The sequence below is a fragment of the Cerasicoccus frondis genome (assembly GCA_031296915.1).
Classification (GTDB): Bacteria; Verrucomicrobiota; Verrucomicrobiia; order Opitutales; family Cerasicoccaceae; genus Cerasicoccus; species Cerasicoccus frondis.
Window position 1 is genome coordinate 270,144 of record JAVDPC010000001.1, and the last position, 19,132, is coordinate 289,275.

General features: G+C 47.3%; 9 protein-coding genes. 5 read left to right on the forward strand and 4 right to left on the reverse strand.

Translation table 11 applies throughout. The annotated features are described in order from the left end of the window. Positions 1-13: 13 nt before the first annotated feature. From RBB63_RS01155 to RBB63_RS01175, 5 genes are all read left to right on the forward strand, one after another. Positions 14-3,241 (forward strand): pilus assembly PilX family protein, encoded by a 3,228-nt coding sequence (locus RBB63_RS01155; RefSeq protein WP_309380257.1) that lies wholly within the window; start codon positions 14-16, stop codon positions 3,239-3,241. 19 nt (positions 3,242-3,260) lie between these two features. Continuing rightward, on the forward strand, positions 3,261-4,025 hold the full coding sequence (locus RBB63_RS01160) for a hypothetical protein (RefSeq protein WP_309380259.1): 765 nt from the start codon (positions 3,261-3,263) through the stop codon (positions 4,023-4,025). 57 nt (positions 4,026-4,082) lie between these two features. Further along, on the forward strand, positions 4,083-5,828 hold the full coding sequence (locus tag RBB63_RS01165) for a hypothetical protein (RefSeq protein WP_309380261.1): 1,746 nt from the start codon (positions 4,083-4,085) through the stop codon (positions 5,826-5,828). Between the two features lie 65 nt (positions 5,829-5,893). Continuing rightward, positions 5,894-6,691: an IS630 family transposase gene (locus RBB63_RS01170; protein WP_309380263.1), complete on the forward strand. Its 798-nt coding sequence runs from the start codon at positions 5,894-5,896 to the stop codon at positions 6,689-6,691. Positions 6,692-7,015: 324 nt separating this feature from the next. Then, positions 7,016-8,017, forward strand: a complete 1,002-nt coding sequence (locus RBB63_RS01175; protein ID WP_309380265.1) for a hypothetical protein — start codon at positions 7,016-7,018, stop codon at positions 8,015-8,017. Positions 8,018-8,267: 250 nt separating this feature from the next. Here RBB63_RS01175 and RBB63_RS01180 read toward each other — a convergent pair whose 3' ends face one another. From RBB63_RS01180 to RBB63_RS01195, 4 genes are read right to left on the reverse strand one after another with little or no spacing between them, the layout of a single operon-like run. Further along, positions 8,268-9,359, reverse strand: coding sequence for an integrase core domain-containing protein (locus tag RBB63_RS01180; protein ID WP_309380267.1), 1,092 nt, complete (start codon positions 9,357-9,359; stop codon positions 8,268-8,270). A 16-nt stretch (positions 9,360-9,375) separates the two neighbouring features. Further along, on the reverse strand, positions 9,376-9,840 hold the full coding sequence (locus tag RBB63_RS01185; RefSeq protein WP_309380269.1) for a hypothetical protein: 465 nt from the start codon (positions 9,838-9,840) through the stop codon (positions 9,376-9,378). Between the two features lie 42 nt (positions 9,841-9,882). Next, a complete protein-coding gene (locus tag RBB63_RS01190; protein WP_309380272.1) occupies positions 9,883-18,528 on the reverse strand; it encodes a choice-of-anchor D domain-containing protein in 8,646 nt (2,881 codons plus the stop codon). Positions 18,529-18,555: 27 nt separating this feature from the next. Further along, positions 18,556-19,035 carry a hypothetical protein gene (locus RBB63_RS01195; protein WP_309380274.1) on the reverse strand — a complete coding sequence of 160 codons (480 nt, stop codon included), beginning with the start codon at positions 19,033-19,035 and terminating at the stop codon, positions 18,556-18,558. Positions 19,036-19,132: the final 97 nt, after the last annotated feature.

Below are 19,132 nucleotides of genomic sequence, written 5' to 3' on the forward strand. Positions count from 1 at the left end.
CCCAAGCGATGTCGTGAAAACGCCCTCCCCCAATAAATTATCGAAATATTCTCAAGGATTTGCGCTCATCATTGCATTATCCCTTATGGCCTTTCTTTTCCTGCTCATGATCTCGTTGACGAGCATGACTGCCGTGGAAAGCCAAGTGGCCACATCAACCAAAAGTAGTGACTCAGCTCGGCAAAATGCACTAATGGCTCTGAATGTGGCAATCGGTGAACTCCAGCGCCTAACCGGGCCAGATCAACGCATTACTGCAAGGGCATCCATGCTAGATAGCGATACCGAGACATTCACTGATGATGATGTAGCAGAGCCCTATTGGACCGGTGTATGGGATGAGAATGGCAATCTTCTTTCATGGCTCATTAGTGGAAACCAGGGCCTCCAACCGAATGACGGCGATTTTATCACACCAGAGGCAAGCAATGAAAATTGGATTCAATTAACAAAAGACGACCAGGTCCATGTTCCGCTACAAGAGATTGATAATGGTAGATATGCCTACTGGATCGACGATGAAGGTATTAAAGCAAAAACGAACCTAAAAACAAGCGGCTCCAACCAATATGAAAAGCTAATTACGGCACAAACTCCAGGGATCGCGCAAATCTCTAACATGGCATGGCTCGATGAAATTCCAGATGAAGCCCGCACCCTCACCCAGAGCTATAGTGAACTCAAAATACTTGCTCCAGATCAAACCGCAAAAGCCTCTTTAGATACCAATAGTTACGACTTAACGACTGCAAGTTACGGACTGCTAACCAACACCCGAGACGGTGGCCTGAAACTCGACCTAACTCGTGCTCTGTTCGACGGTGACAACCTGCCAGCAGGCCAGATCTTTGGTCCTCAGATTTCTGAAGGAACGGACGACGATCCTGGCGGACCATTATGGACACAGCTTCAAAGCTGGGCTACCACCCTACCGAATGATCAAGGCGAATTACCGATTATACCCACGACTGACAGCCAAGCGGGCTTCCACCCTGTAGTCACTCAAGTCCAGTTCTATGTTGTGCCCCGTGTGGACGCATCCGTTCAAGATACCGACGGCTACTACCAAGTGGTGCTCGATATATTGCCTGCCGTCGTTTTATGGAATCCATACGACCGAGCACTAGAGAGCAAAGAATACCGGATTGAAATTGGAAAGGGTTATCGAAATCGTAATAATTCAGGAACCCTAGGTAATGATTTTGAAAAAACCTTCGCGTGGTGGCAGGTCCGAAATAAAGACAATAAGCATTTTCAGTACGGAACAAATTCAGCTAAAACGGTATTCAAGCCAGACTCTTCACCATTTGATGCCAGCCTTAGCTTCACGATCAATAGCGTGAGCCTCGAACCAGGCCAAGCGGTGGCATTTAGTCCTCCAGCGGGACGAACTCAGTTGGACGTGCTGTCAAGAAATACTCTACCCGCAGCCGGTCAAAACGAATTGCAGCCCGGGTATCGCGAATCCGCCTGCTTTACGATTCCCACTGAAACAAAATCTGAGTTACTGAATCCCGACGGTTTCATGGTCGCTGCCGATGACATTATTAATTTTGGCTATCGGTTCACAACTATTGACAACGAACTGTTAAGCCAAGCGACAGGAATGAGCAGCGAAGATAGAGTAGCTGCGCCACAAGCAAATCTACTAACAACCCAGCAGGCTGATACACTGGGTGTATCCTCACTTGATGGCAGCATCGGTTGGAAGATTTATCGAAACTTTGTTGATGGTGATGATCCAAAGGTAAAATGGATCTCACAATACAACCCACGTGCAGTCACCCAAGGCCCAACGCCGCATACATTTAATTCCTACAGCAATAGACGAGATCTACAAAATCAGGCTCATGACAATAATCCTTCGCTGTATTACGAGGTCTTCAAAGACGGTGAAGATATCGCCATCGGATTACCAGCAATAGGGAATGATACAGGCGTCGGCTTAAACACCAATGAAGTTTATGTCGAAGAATCGATTTTATTCGAGTCACCCCCTGGCCGAAATTACCTGCAGAGCATTGGTCAATTGATGCACGCCCCTCTCTATTTCACGAACGACAACAATACCATCAACAAGCAAAAATTGCTGTATCGGATGGAGTATGCCCGCTTCGACAACCATATGCCCGCATACGCCATTGGCTCCAGCCAAGCCGACTCGCGCATTCCGCTCGATAGCACTTATATGCAATGGGATAACAACCCTCCCAGTGACCTTTCTGCCCTCTACAAGTTCGACAGCGTGCACTACGACCACTCATACCTCCTCAATGAAGCCCTCTGGGATGGATTCTTTTTCTCAACATTGCCCAACGCAACCAGCCGCGAACCAACAAACTCGCGTATCGTGCCCCATCACCCGATTGGCACAAACGCGATAGCTGCAGATGAAGTTGCGTCGCAATTTCTGGTCGACGGCATGTTCAATGTGAATTCAACCTCTGAGAAAGCCTGGCGCGCCCTGCTGGCTTCGTTCTACGGGGAAAGTTTGAATGCGACACAACCCGAAGGCTCCCCTTTCGTAAGGACCTTATTTTCTCCCGGCGATGCATTTGACACTGAGTTGGATGATTTTGAAAGCGAAACGGCTTATCACGGCTATCGCACACTCACCCAAAATCAGATTACTAATCTTGCGCGTCAAATTGTAAAAGAAGTCAAACGACGTGGCCCATTTACCAGCTTGGCCAGCTTTGTTAACCGTGACCCAAATCACAATGCTCCCAGCTATCAAGATGTTGATGCATTTCGCCTGCAAGGAACACTTGCAGCGGCCATAAAGGCAGCAGATGAGCTTACATTGGAAGAGGCTACCGAACTCGACATTCCTCAGGAATCTTCAAAGATCAATGCGGCTTTGAAATCCTCATACATTGAGGCAATTCCTCGCGCCGACCACGGTTTTATTGAGAAGGCAGAAGAAGGTTGGCGCACAGAGGGAATTCCTGGCTGGTTGACGCAGGCCGATCTGCTAGCGCGACTAGGCCCAGTGCTCAACGCTCGTTCGGATACTTTCCGCATCGTCGCATATGGCGAAACGCGAAACCCACTGACAGGTAAAATAGAAGGCCAGGCATGGGCAGAGGCTTTCATACAGCGCCTCCCGGAATTTCTCGACATAAGTGACGCCCCGAATACCCCGTTGAGCGATCTCACCAAACAAGAAAACATCACCCACGGCCGCCGTTATGAAATTGTTGGTTTCCGCTGGATTGAAAACCCGGATAATCAATTGTAAGCCGATGAAACCCATGAGAATGGCAACAGCAGTTTTGGCCTTCTACACTTCCCTGATCTTGCCGCATTTGGCTCAGGCCCAACGAGAAGTACCCGTTAAGTTCAAGGTATTCCTTTGGCCATCGTATCCAACCGAAGGAGGCGATACACGAATCATTGAAAAAGTAGACGATGATGGAAACCCCTACTCCAGCGTCGAGCATGTCGCGCCCAGAATAAAATATAGTCCAACCGGCGACGAAGTGGTAGAAGAGATTCAAGCGGCGCAAAATCGCATGTCACCAATTTACGAGTATCGTGGCGTCGGCCCAATCCAGTTCTTTCGGTCGGATTCCGGAGGACGCAAAACGATAGGGAGTGTCAATTTACCCGAAGGGCTGACGGACGTTATTCTAGTCTTCTTCCCACCAGCAAAAAACGGTTTTGCGAAGATATTCCCAGTCAATGCTGGCAGCAGCAACCTGAAATCTGGTGAGGCACGGATATACAATCTGTGCTCGAACTCAGTCGCATGCCTTTTTAATGATCAGAAAATGCTGCTGGAATCCGGTGCCTCGAACGCAGCAAAGTTGGGGCCGTCCAATGAAACCAGCGTCCTTGTTCGCCTGGGTTCCCAAATTGATGATGAGCGCTGGAAAGAACGCTTTGCGCGGAAGCTCCCCGTCAATCCAAACGAGAGTCTTATTGTATTCATCTATAATAAAGACGGCAATCCACGAAAATTTCGCTTACTGACAATAAACAACCAAGAGAGCGATTTCAGCGAAGGTAATTCTGAAACCTAGTGATCGAATACATGCAATAGCACTTTAGATTCTAGAATTTAATAAAATCATCTAATAATGATATCAGAAAACTTATCAATTCCTTCGCTCAAGATAGATTCTACACCTCAGAAGCGGGCAATCATAAATGCATATTTAAACAATTGCCGTTCAAGACTACTCGAGGGGAGCGATATACCATTCTCTGCTGCGAAAAGCCAAAATTATCATACAACCATTCCAAATGGAACTATGGTGAGACTGACTCGAGATGCGATGGACTTTTCACTCGCGTTGCTAGAGGAAGGCAATGCTGATTCAATTGCCCATGCCTCACGAATTTTGCATACAGTAATCGAGGCTCAGGACCAGGAGCCATGTAATCCAACATATGGCATCTGGCCTTGGTTCTTTGAGGAACCCATCTCTAAAATGAGACCACCGGATTGGAATTGGGCTGACTTCATCGGTATGAGATTGGTCCACGTTTATGTCAGATATGGGAAACTACTCGCAAAGGATTTGCTAGTCGAAATTAAGGCTTCATTAACTGCAGCAGCCCAGTCCATTTTTCGCCGTAATGTCGGGCCTGAGTATACGAACATTGCGGTAAAGGGCGCCTTGGTGACAATCCTCGTTGGAGAAAAACTTGAACACCCCATGCTGTTAACATATGGCCGTCAGCGCTTACAGCGTTTTATTGAGCATACCCTTAGGCATGGTGGCTTTAATGAGTATAACAGTCCACCATATGGCATTCTATTGCTGCTTGAAGTTGAACGTGGGCTATTTCTTTCCAGAGATGAGCAAGCAAAGCGCCTAATGCTAGAAATACATGAAATTTACTGGAGCAGACTTTCGGAGGCAATTCATCTACCCACTCGTCAAATATGTGGACCACATGCACGCAGTTATAATGACCTTCTCACGTCGGAGCAGACTTTTATATTGGCGGAGGGCTTAGAGGCGCCACTATACTTTCCGATTTCCAATAAGTTTGATCAGCAAATAGATGCTATCAATTTATTCAGCCCAGCGTTGATACCACGAATTCCTTGTCCAGGCGCTATTCGCGAAACAATCCTCAGCACACCGAGGAAGCATTTCATAAAGCAAGAGTATGTCCGGTCAGATAATCCAGAAGATTGTCGCCATGGAGCGATATGGCTGGATGGCGATGCTTGTATAGGTTCCGTCAACATCGATAATCTCTGGACACAGCGGCACCCAGTTATTGGATACTGGCGAACGGGAGAAGATGTTGCAGTGCTGCGAGTGAGACTAAAGCACGGTGAGCAGGACTTCGCATCGGGAGCATTGCGCACTGTCCAGAAAAACGGGCACCTTTTGTCAGTTTGCTCTCTCATTACAAATCGAGGAGATTCGCACGATCACCTCGATAAACCCTCAGACGGCACTTTTGAACTAGATCAGCTACATTTGTCGATTGAGCTATCGGCTCCTGATGTATCAGTAACGCAAAAAGAGAGCGGTGCCTATACATTATCGGCTGGCAATCATGCCATTAGCATACATCCGCTCCATTGTGAATTCGACGCGTATCCGGTTGAATGGAGCGTGGCATGTGAAACAGGTCGAGTATGTGTTGTTGCAACTGTAAATGAAGGGAAAAAAGTTCACCTTCCAATATCATCAATGAAGAAAGTCGGGATAGGCTTCTTCCTCTCCTTACACGACGTGTGTGAAATGGAATCCATCGATCTAAAATCGATAGTAGAAGAAAACTATGTCAGTCACTTCGCGCAGTCGCTTAGCAGCGATCTAAAGCTAACCGCATATCGGCATCCGAGATCGCAAAATTAAATAGGGGCTGAAGTGGCTAAGGCTAATGTTTAGTTTCAGAATACCGGTGTTTAAGCTGGCTGAGAATGATTCTATGGTTACCTGCGTTGAAGTGCCATCCGCGCTCCCCTAATGGCACGCATTGGAGCACGCGTAAAATGGCCCAGCGCACAGGCCTTTCCCATGAGAGCATCTCGCAGATATGGCGCACTTTCGGGTTACAGCCCCACCGGAGCAGGACCTTCCAATTATCGACCGATCCATTTTTCGTGGAAAAAGTTAAGGATGTCGTGGGCTTGTATATGAGCCCGCCGGCCAACGCGCTGGTGCTGTGCGTTGACGAGAAAAGCCAAATCCAGGCCTTGGAACGTTCGCAGCCATTATTGCCCATGCAACCCGGCGCCCCAGAGGCCATGAGCAGCGACTACTTCCGCCACGGAACCACCACCCTGTTTGCCGCTCTCAATGTCAAAACCGGCGAAGTTTACGCCCAATGCCAAAAGAAGCATACCCAGAAAGAGTTCCTCTCCTTCCTGCGCAAGATCGAGCGAGAAACCCCGGCAAACTTGGACATCCATATCGTCATGGACAACTACGCCACCCATAAAACCACGAGCGTGAAACAATGGTTTGCCCGACACCCACGTTGGCGCGCCCACTTCATCCCAACACACTCAAGCTGGCTCAATCAAGTCGAGCGCTTCTTTGCTAAAATCACCAACGACCAGATCAGAAGAGGATGCTACCGATCCGTCAAAGAACTCAAACTGGCCATCCTCAAATACATCGAACGACACAACCAAAACCCAAAGCCATTTTATTGGACCGCAACTGCAGAGGATATTATCGCAAAGGTCGCACACCTATGTGCTAAACTTCGCTGACATCACACTAGGGCCAACGGACATTGTCTCGATGTTCTATTTTCACAAATACTCCCCCATCGCTGGACCTATGGGGAAATCCTGCAAAGCGGTTAGTAAATCTATCCCCATAGGCCGACCACGATGCAAGCCAATCGGGAGTTGCAGAATTTGCAGATGGAGGCCTCAAACTATTCATGCTAGATGGATCTACGTCTGTTGGGTTATACCTTGAATATCCAGACGGCGAAATGACAAAGCTTGTATTAGGGCAAAAGCATTTGATCCCGAACCCACTGTATTATATAAATACATATTTAGTTTTCAGAACTGAACGACCTCGAGATGAGAATTAATTCATACATACTACTACCCATCATCGCCAGCTATTTGTTGAGTGCATTCTGCTTTGGTCAAGAGAATTCGCAAAATGCAATCAACCAGCTTCATAGCCTTTCAGGAAATGCCGATGCACTCGCCAGCTCTGAAGAGGCGGCAGTATTTAGTGGCACTTTATTACCCCAAGAATTTATTGATGAAAGAGATAGTCCGGGCTTGAGCAAATATGCGGCAGAAGATCAAGGAGAATTGGTTATGCTATTCGTAAACCAACTTAAAGCAGGAGATCCAGGTAAAGTTCCTGAAATGCTCATTTCTGAATCTCGAATACTTCCTCCCAGGGAACGCGATATAGCAATTGCAAATGCCGTGATCGGATATCAATCAGTTGCGTTAGAATTGCATAGTCACGATAAAGAGCAATTTCCATTGACGACTATTTCCGACTGGGAACCTCTATTTAATTCACCGAACCCAATATATAGATTTTTAGCATTAAATGCCATTACCAGATCTTGCCCTGCGGATTACCAGTCAATGGAAGCAAACCAAGTCACATACAAAGCAGCCCAAGAAAGATATGAAGCACTTCAAAACTTTTTTGATGAGAGCGATGATTACTTGCAACTGTGCCTAGTTACTGAATTAAGCAAAGTTCCACTTCAAGAAAGCTTGGATTATATTAAAAATCGTCAGAGCCAGTATATGCAAGCCGACAACGCATACATGGCTAAGCAAATTGGCTATACTATAGACAACCTGGAAAACCTAATCAAATCTGCGCCTAAGACTCAAGACATAGAACCTGCAACAAATAACAGCCTACCAAAATCAAAACGGGAACCATCCTTACAAATTTCGTCTGACACAAATAACGCACCTTCTTTGAGAGAAGAGAACAGGGATAGTCAGCATATCCATGGCTACTACATAATTATACTAATTACTTTTGCAATTCTGTTAATATTAATACTGTTTTTAGTATATAGGAATAGATCCCGTAAATGAAAAATGAACCCGTACTGCCTAGAAATTCATCCGAGGCGAAAAATACCGCTAACCTCAACAATCATCAGCGCTTAACGATTGCCTGAGCTTCTAAAAATCGCCAGACTTTCATCCGAAACATCGTTCCTTGACAGTCATCGCCTGCAAATTTCCGCCTGAACCAAGCGTTTTCATTGAATCCGTACAGCAACAGAGAACAAGCTGTCACAACTCGCTTTCAGTAGACAACGTAATTTGATCGGCAAAAAGCCTACGCCACCTCGCGATGGTAGTAATTCAAGAGTCCGCCTAATCTGGAGCGCTTGACCACCCTACCCTCGCCGCCAACTGATTGTTCATGTTCCGGGCTAGGAAATGGAATCATATTATCCAATCCTTGGTGATTCCGCTCTGAGTGATAATGCTCCAGATACTGCTCAATGGCTCGGCGCACCGAATCTTCGCCAATCAAGATTAGATGGTTCAGGCATTCATGCTTGATCGATCGGACAAAGCGTTCAGCAAACGCATTCAAATTCGGTGAACGCGCCGGAAGCTTCAGCGGCCTGATATTCACGCTGCGAAAAACCTTCCCGAATGCTCTGGTAAAGTTACTGCCACGATCATGAATGAGGTAGCCCCTGCGCCTAAAGCCTTGAATCGGACCATCAAAACCGGTCAGTTCTCTGGCTTGCTGCTCGCACCACTCACCAGTTGGGTTCTCGGTCATACCACCGAAAATCACCCGACGACTTTCCAAGTGAATGAAAAAGAGCACGTAGTAGGTTGCTAGATGGAATCCAGACCAAGCCTCAACGGTAAAGAAATCACAGCCCCAGATCACATCTTTGTGGCGAGCAATAAAGTCGGCCCACCTCGTTTGTTTCCTACGCTCTGGCGCGGGGTCAATACCGTTACGCTCCAGAATCTGGCGAACCGTTTCTTTGCAGATCGAATGGCCCAAGTTGTTCATGCGATTCGTGATGTCCAGAGAGCCAGAACGCGGATTCTCGCGAGCTATTTGCACAATCAAGTCCTCCACTTCTTTCGGCTTTCGCGATCGGCCTGGATACGTCCGCCCCTTGGAACCATCAAACTTCTGGGCAAGCAACCGACGATGCCAGCGATACAGCGTATCAGGCGAAACAAGATTCGCGTATTTCTCGATAGCTTTGCCTAATTTCTTAGCTTTCTCCGCGAGCACCTTGCGTTGAGCATCCACCAATTTAGGGCACTTCTTTTTGAGATGATGCTGCAATACGCGAACTTCCTCCTGCAGATAATCAATCGCATCCAACAGTTCCTGATTAAGTCGATCCGTGAACAGGGCCAGCAGCTTCGCCAGTAAAACCTTTCCTTCCATTCGAATCAATTTGATGCTACCACAAGGAAGCCGCAATCCTTGCATGGATGAGGTCGGATGAATTTCTAGGCAGTACGGGATACGAGGGCCTAATGCCTAGAGCAAGAAAGCCATTCATTGTGCCTGAGGCGGCAATCTGCTCAAAATCGGTTGTAACGGAAGCGCTGTTGGCGGGATCCAAGATCCCTTCGATGATTAGGGTCACGCCGGTTTCAGTTTCCTCATAGTGTTGAGTCCAATTTCCACTCCAGCGTGCTTGGGATTCGTATTTCTCGACACCAAAATCGATGGGGATGTCAAAGTCATCCTGCTTCTGAGAGCTGACCGAGAAATTCTCGCTGTATTGTTCTGCGACTGCTGAGCGAGCGAAACTCAAGTTCGTATTGCCAAATAGCGTAAAGCTCAAATCAAACGCATCGAACCCAGGCGATGCCATCAGGCTAACCGTCAATGCAGGAAACAGCCAACAAACCCAATACATTACGTTATCCTTTTCAGATGTTGTGACCGCAAATCACCAAAACTATTCAGTCAGAGGTTCCAATTCCAACCTGATGAATGTTTGGCCATCGATTACGTTAGGCACTCGATAAATAATTTTTTCAACAGATGGAGAAACGGCTTCAATACTCTCAAAGTCAGCCTCATCCGCTTCTGTCCAAAACATTAAATCGTTACCAAATTCAACTTTATAACTAATATCAGGCTGAACTGAAAGATCAGTTCTCCTTATGAATTCATATCTTAAATGCCCATCTTCACCCAACCAAATATTTGAGGCATAGCGAGCTAGAGAATCATTTGGTGAAACATCCCCGGCATATTCCACAAAGTTCGACGAGCCATCATTATCGGGATCCGCATCCTTTGCAGTGAACACACCATATTCAATATCTTGCTGATTAAAATAGTCTCTAACCCAAATCTCATAGTTCATTAGAGTGTCGTCAATGATTAGATTAAAAACCGCTGGCGCCCCCCAAATACCATCAGTATCTACAGCACGTATTTGAATCGTATGATTCCCGTTGGCTATAAACGGATAAGAATACGCTTCAACATTAGTATCGACGACTTCATCGGGTAGCGAATTAATCGATACGCTGTATCCAACAATTTCCCTGTCACTTTCAGGTGCACCCCATGTGAAGACGTGATCATGGCGATCTGTTGCTATTCCACTGGTCGCATTGTTACTCTTTAGAGCCTTCGGAGCACCAGGACCAGCCAGATTGACCTCCACGCTTCCCGTCGAACGTCCGATATCATCTACTCCAAAGAGAATTGGGTTCGAGTCTGGTGGAGTAACTGAAGCAAGGCCTCCAAATCGATTATAGGTCATTGAGGTTTCAACATCGCCAGATACCGTTTCACGGATAACCTTCATCACATCACCTGTCGTTGCATCGTATTCGTACCGAGTTACCTTACCGAGAAGATCTTCAACTTGGGTTAAGAATCCTGTAGTCGGATCAAATACGTAATCAATATCGCCGACTGGTGTCTGAACCTGAATCACGCGGTCAAAGTTATCAAAAATAAAAGTAATTGGCCCGGCCAACTTAGGATCGGCAATCCTAAACAAGCGGCCAAGTGAATCATACTCATAATCTACACAAACCCCAGTCGCATCTTCCACGCAAACGACACGCCCCTTTGAGTCACGGTGAAATGTCGTCGCATTTCCAAGCGGAGAGGTAATTGTGTCCAAGTAGCCATTTGTATAGCCAAGCAAGGTTTCTACCGCTTGCCCCTCAAGAAACTGCCTCAAGCAGGCCAAGTCATTGTCACCATTATAATCCATCTCAACTAGAGAACCGTCCTCCCTCGAAACGGAAGTCGGATTACCAACGAGATTATAGAGAATATCAATCGGCAGTGCTCCTTCATTACTCGGGTCTTCGATGCAAACCGGCTGGCCATTTTCATTTCGTTCAATTCGGATCGGATCGCGTCCTGCAAAGGGTAATGTCACTTCGTTCGGAAGCAAAGAACCCGCTTCATAACCAAAGCCGGTCATTGCGCCGGTCGCATCCTTGCTCATCAGCAATCGACCAGAGTCATCTATACTACGCTCGCGCGGCGCAAAAGCAGGGTCTGTCACAAGCGGGTCCACCACCTTCATTTTGTTCTCTCCAGTAGTTTCGGAACGTGTAAAGGAGCGGGTTGCTTCATTACCGCGCAGATCCTGACTCATTGAGGAGCGGCCTCTTAAATCCGGCTCAGTGAAGAGCGTTCGCTGACCGTTAAAGATATACTTTTCGCATAACTGACAGTCATTGTTATACGCATAGGAGAGGCTGGCGCCACTCCGCTCATGGGTTGCACTCTCCAAACAGCCTTCTGTCGTGTAAGCATAGTCTACGCGTTCTCCCGCAGGTCCTGTGATGTATTCTAAGAGCCCTTCGGAATCGTAGAAGAAATCGATCGAATTCGACTCATCGTCTGTAATTGAGACTAGGCAACTTTGGTCGTTATAAGCATAGACTTGCTGGTAACCATGGCGGTCGATGGTTTGAACGAGCCTTCCTGCTGAATCAAACTCAAGGACATGCCCCTCGTGCGTGTTCAACTGATAATTACCATTGGATGCAAGCTGGGTCAAAGTAGAGCCATCCTTACGAACCCCAGACGTGAATGTAGGCACTTCATCTACATTCAAGCCCTCAAGCAGGATGTAAGGGTATCCGCCTTCATCGATCGCATAAGTGATATTCAGAGAAGAATCGAAATCGATTACACTCCCTGTGGCCAAATCCACTACCCGCAACTGTCCGGAACGAAGCCGGGTATCGTCATTCCATGTATTGATTGGATCGCCTGAAGAGTTGCGCATCAGGCTACTCTCGTCGAACCAGGAGGGCCTGCTGAACTCGAGCACAAAGCGGCGCATCCTCCACCCCGGGCCAAGGCAGTTGCTCGCTATATATCCGGATTGATAATAGCGCGCAAATTGCAGCGGCAGCTCTCCCGGGCTGGCAAAGCTCAAATCCACCTCGACCAGATTTACATTGCTGTGCTGAGGCGTCGCGGCAGACGAAAGCGATACAGCGCGCAAATCGCCCTCCGAAGTCGTCGCCATCCATGTCTGTTCGTCGATATCACTCTCGGGGTTTACTACAGTATCCGGGCGATCTCCACAGACATCCAGTGCGACACTACGTGCTGTCAGCGAAGGCACATAATCATTCGGCTTGTTGACACTAACCCCGCCATAAATGAATGCTGCTCCTGACCCACTTTCATTGTAAGCAGTCGGGCAGGACCTTGCAACGTATGCAAAGGGCGGCTGCCAGCTGTTTAACCACCATGTGTCAAGGGGCACATTGTTATCACGGAAAAAGCGCGCCAAGGAGACCGCCTGCATCACCTCTTTCAACATCTCGAAGATGCGAACATTGATGATGTTTTGCCCGGTAGGATCGTCCGGGTCCTGAACGGGAAATTGAAGCGCTGCGAAATCGTCATAGTACTGATTAAAGTGATCCGCAAAAGCCTTGGCATTGGGCGATTCATCTCTAACAGCCCCAAAAACCGATGCCTCTGTTAATAAAGAGACGGAAGCGGCGTCAAAAACGACGGAAGCCATTCCCGATTCGTCATCCACATAACGCTTCAGATTCATCTCATTCGGCACAAACCACATACGGCTTTGACCACCACCACCGCCAGAAAACTCCAGCAGGTTCTTGTAGCCTGGAATCGAAATCGTAGAGCTATCATAGGGAACCCCGGTAAGATTATCGATTCCCGTGGATAGGCACTTCATCACTCGGTCGGCCTCATACATGACCCAACCAAGGCGCGTGTTTTCAACTCTTCCCCGAAAGCCTCGATGCTGACGACCGGGAATCACAATCACGTTGTTGATCGAAATCGTACTCGAACCGTTGTTATCTAAGCGCAACAACGCATATTGATCTAGCCCATCTTGGCCGATACTAAATTGCATCGGACCGCTAAACTGATTCGGCGAAAGCCAGGGACGATCATCGACTTCGATTCCGCTAGGCAGATCTGTAGCATCGATGTAGATCGGGCGCTTCCAGTTCACACCATTGATCGTGCTGCTCATCTCTTGAAATTCGAAATTCAAGGCAAACGTTCCCACATTCGAGAAAAAGCGCACCTCCATCACATCGTCTTCCTCATTCCAAATGGGGCGGTAGCGAAGTATAAACCCACCGTACTCTCCTGGCTCGAAGAGGCCGTCGCCATCACCGTAATCCGTCCATTCCGAGACAGGATAAGCCGGTGGATCAAGCGTCACAGAAGGCGGCGTTGCTGAACCATAGACAGCTTGAATCGCCGTATAGAAATAATCCATATTGATCCCCTCGGTGCCCGCGGCACCTTCGTTGCCAACAAAGATGATCTGCTTGGATTCAGGGTCGTAAACTGCGCCTTGTAGGTCTTGCAACTGAGTGCCGACAAACTGGGCGGCTTTGTCGATAAGGACACCACCAACGTCGAGTGATGCAAAACTTGGCTGTCGTCCAAAAATGTTCTCATTAATAGGAAAATCTGTCTGCAACCCGTTTCCAGAACCAGGAATAGGCGTATGCGGGTAAGTTCCAGAGCTTGAATTTGGTATTGGCGAGAAGTCTGCCGATGAGCTAAAAGCATTAGTAAAACCATGCTGAGCCGACGCACCTACTGCTATCGACGACGTTGTATTCAATGTTATTTTAACAGAGTTAGGACTAAATGCTCCACGCACAGTCGTTGTAGCAAAGGCATTGGCTTGAGCAATTGAGCTAAACCCTCTAACCGGTAATTGAGGAGCAAATCCCCCGGAAAAATTACTCGCTGCTCCTATTACAGTACGCTCGATAGATATATCATGAGATGGACTAATCGCATCGCCTGCAACCTGGGCTAGCGCACCACTGGGCAGTGAAGTAACTGCACTTCTAACGATTGGGCTAGCCCCTCTCGCAAGCGTGCCACCTAATGGACCACTATATGCCGTCACTGCCCCGCTTATTGCTCCAGTCGTAAACGCCCCAACATAATCCAGTAAACCAGCATCATCATTGGTCTTATACTCAACTACAGCTCCAACGACTCCACCAACTACAGCTCCAACAACTCCAGGCAAAAAAGCGACAGTTCCAGAAGAGTCCTTAAAATTAACTGGATCACTGTAAGAGTATTGATATTGATTGTTTCCATCAATAATTCCTAAAGGATCTTTAGAAACGAACCTTCCAATATCAGCAGAATACACACGTGCTCTTAAGAAGACTAAATTACTGTTAGAAATACTCTCTTCCCCAGCAAAAAGCCACGGTATCCTAGCATTTACTCCCAAGTTTTTTCCGAAAACATCAAAATCAATAGCAGAACTTTCGGTCCCATCAGAACTCATCAGAATCCGACTAGAACCAATCCTATCCTTTAGAAGTAAAAGATTATCTTCCGCAGAATGATAATCTAACTTCGAATACCCGATCGTAGAAGAGCTAAGCCTCTGGCCTGAAGGGTCATATGATTCATATGTTTCATACGAAGAAGAATTTGGCGCAACAACATACCTGCGTGACTGATTTTCGACTATACTAGCAGTCCTGACACCATCACCATCATAGAAAAATTCGACAACTTCATTTCCTCCATGAATACGTATTAGAAACCCCCGGTAATCATAGTCAAAGAACCATTCTTCACCATTGAGGCTGTAGTGGGTCATATTGCCTTCTAAGTCGTAGCTAAACTTACCAATTTCATCTCCCTCTCTCAATATCTCCAATAACCGATTTTCATTACCGTAATGGTAAACGTGGTCCCTAACAACCGCCCCCCCATCAATCTCCAAAAGTCGCGTGCGGTTTCCGTTGCCGTCATATTCGTAGGAGACAATACGGTCATTCACATCAATAACCGCGTCATCGGAATAAGTAACGCTATCCAGCCGATTGAAATCGTCGTAGCTATATTGCTCTTTTTCGACGATGCCGCCGGGGCGAGTTGTAGTCAGCATTGTCGCCTGCCCCGCAGCATTCAAGGCGTAGTCAAATTCGACGATCAGTGTTCCATCTTTGGAGTGCTTGATGTAGTCTAGACGCCCCATCGCGTCATAACCATACTCAGTCAAAATTCCATTTCCGTGTAGCAGGGTCTCCAACAGCCCAGAGGTGGCATTGTAAGTATACGTCCATGCCAAACTACGGGTTACATTAGTAACCATTTTCAACCGACCAGCTGAGTCATAGCTATAGGTAATTTCTTCGCCACTCGGATAGATGATCTGGTCGATCCGATTATCCAAATCGAACCCATATTGAAGGAAGAGATCGTCGCTATCGCCACGAGTGCGATTCAGCGAAGTGACAACACCGACCAGTCGGCCAAGCTCATCATAATCATAGAATGTCGAACCGGAGGGATCGTGCATCTCGATTCGGCGACCACGAACATCATACACAAACTCCACGACTTCTCCGCTGCTGGCTTCGCGGCGAACCAATTGATTGAGATGGTTGAATATATTGGTCACCGTGATGCCATTGGCAGTCGTGACCGACTCAACCCGATTGTTCTGGTCGTACTGAGTCGCGGTGACATCCAAAAGCGAATCCACTTTTTCGACTTCAAACTGGAAGCTGGCATTTTGATCTTCAGTAATCGGAATCGTGATGAAAACGACATTCCTGCCATCGACCAAGGAACTTGTGCCTGTATAGGTCCTACCAAGGTATTCAAACTCGTAGGCATACTGTGCATTTGCCGTGCGCACCGGAGAACGGAGTTTAAATGAGTCTTCTGGATCTACGATAATCGGCACCAAGCTATACTCGCTATCGGATACGCCACCATCCGTAATCGTTGCATAAAGATAAAGCTGCTGGCCAACGAGCGAGAGATCAATCAGCCAAGCATAGTAATCTTCAAGGCTATCTTCACTAATACCTGAGGCAATCTGCGTAAGACCACTCGTAGGGTTAAAGTCCGTATCAACGAAAAGATCAATCTGCGCGTTACCCGCTTCGTATTGGTCTTTCCATGAGATATCAAAAACCGATCCGGCAGAAAGATGGATCGACGCAGTCAGATTGCTGGCAAGATTGCTCAGTTGAGGGACCTCGCCTTCTCCTGTAAGCGTGATTAACGATGTTGTAGTCTGAGGATCATTTGTGCTCACCTGCAGCACATCAGACAGCACCGTCGTTGAAGTTGGATCAAACTCGATACTAACTTCCCAAACTTCTGCGCCAAGTGGCTCTATAGTTCGCTGCGCCTCGCTTCCAGAAAGGACAACTGGGCCATCCACAGAAGAGCTAATACTTCCCAATACATACTGAGTGCCGGACTGGAATGTAATCCCATCTAAATCCACAACTAAAGGCAGTGTTCCCACATTGGAAATACTGAAAACCGCCATGCGGGTTCGTCCACCGGAACCGTCGTTCAATGTGTAGCTGAAATCATACTGCCTATCACTTGGAGAGGAGTCCGGCTCAAGAATCTGAATCGCAGGCTGGTCGAGTCCTACACCCGATAACTGTACGCTCACCGAAGATTCATCCGGATCATCGCTTTGAAGCACCAATGTATCCAGCAGTGGACCGTCAGCACTAGGCTCGAAAGCAATGGTGACATCCCAGGACTCGTTTTGCTGAAGTGCCACTGAAGAAGATGTCAGATCAATTACATTTCCACTGGCATCAGCAATGGAAAGCACTAGAAAGTGAGTTCCGTCCGAAAGTGAAATACCATTAATCGGCACAAGGAGTGCGGCTTCACCTAAGTTTGTTAGCGTCACTGTGCCGATTGCTGATTCAAGACCGACTCCATCAGCCTGTGTCGCAGGAAAAGATAAGATACGATCATCAGTAGGCGCAAGCGAGTCAGTAACGGATATATCCATAGCCGTGACACCAGAACCTGTAAGACTCACAGTCACTATACTCTCGTCCGGATCGTCGCTCAAGATCTGCAGCCCATCATCAATCTGACCCAATGCGCTGGGATCAAAATTCAGCGTAGCGGTCCAAGTTTCGGCATTTGCGCCCGCGAGACTAGCACTACCGTTTGCGAGATCGATAGCCCCTTGCACATCGCTCACGAGCGATACCAGAGAGTAGCTGGTGCCATCCAAAAGTGAGAACCCATTTTGAGAGACAGTGAGCGAACCAGTGCCCCCATTCGTCAAAGTTATTGCGGAAGTGTAAGCATCGCCTCCCATCCCATCGTTGATCACATTGCCAAAATCGACTAAGAGATCCATTGGTGCTCCGGAGGCATCCTCAATCAGAACATCAGGTATTGGTTTACCCGTTCCCTGTAAGGTTACCGAGACCGATGGTTCATCAGGGTCATCGCTTGTAATCGTCAAAGTCGCACTTGCAGCACCCACACCCACAGGATCGAACTCAATCGTCCCAACCCAAGTTTCTTCGCCGCCCGGATTCACTACATCGGGAAGAGCATTGAAAGGCTCCGAGCTGCTAAGGTTGCTGAGCGACTCTGAAACCCGGAACTGCCCATCACCACCAGCTATCGAAATTGATGAGACATTCAGATTCGCATCCCCTTGATTGGATATAGTAATCGAAGCTAGACCGCTATCATTGCCTACCCCATCGGCATCAACTTCACCAAAATCAAGAACGAGATCGTTTGCTGGCAAGTCAGAGTCTGTCACCTGAATGTCCGGCTCTGGGTCGAGAATAGTAAATGGTGTTGAGTCGTAGTCGATTCCATTGCCCGAATTCTTATTATTACTCTCATTAGACTCGGCGACATCATTTCCGCTATCAATAACTACACCAAAGTAGAACTGAGTCCCAGATCCCGAAAATGGATTTGCAGCCGGCAAGGCCACAGGAGCTGAAGTAATACGAGTCCCAGTCCCGGGACTAATAGAAGACAAAGTGTAGGTTTGAAGCTGATAGTCATTGGCGTCCCCAAAGGATGTATCTGTAGAGAGATAGAACGTAATATCATAGCTACCCGAGGCCGTATTGCCAAAATTGACTACAGAAAGCTGAATCTCAGCCGATCCTCCCCATGTTGGACTAACGTTGAACGCCTCAAAGGGGGTGGATGTGTTGTCACCAAATAGACCATTATAACCAGCAAGATCAGGTGCCGCGCTCAGTATAGATGCGCCAAGAAAAAATACTGAATATATGATGTTTTTAAATGTTATCGATACGGAATTCATAGCAGTAGATCGCGTAGGAATGTTATATCACGGGAGGGTGCTCGTGGTGATAATTGGCTCTGATAAAAATCGCTGTTCGGATAGGACTTCTCCCTCGAAGCTGACTTTTCGGGTAAAGAGAATGCCATCCTGAGAATTTAAGTAAACATCCACGATCCGATTATCATAGAAAGCAGTAAATAGCATCGTAAATTCGGTCTTTCTTTGGGAGATTCGGAAGTCTGGATCATCAAAATTAATCTGCAGACCGTCGAAAGCAGCGACAGGCATTCGAAGCTGTTCACCATCAACACTAACGCTCAAATCGACGACTCGCGCTTTTGAAGCCGACCATCCTTCAAGAGAGAAAACCGACCTGAATTGCCTTTCATTTGGCAGAGCATGCTCCACCAAAGCGTCATCCAATCGCTGAGTAATGTTTTTTTCAGACAAATCTCCATCGGAACAGCCCACCACTATTAAAACAAGCGAACAAAGCAGAGTAGAACATCTGAAATCGAACTCCATCACACTAAAGAACAGTTAAATTTGTTCCAGATCAAATATTTTCTGAATGATTATGTTAAATTTTAGCAACAACAACTTTATCTCATTTATGGCAGAA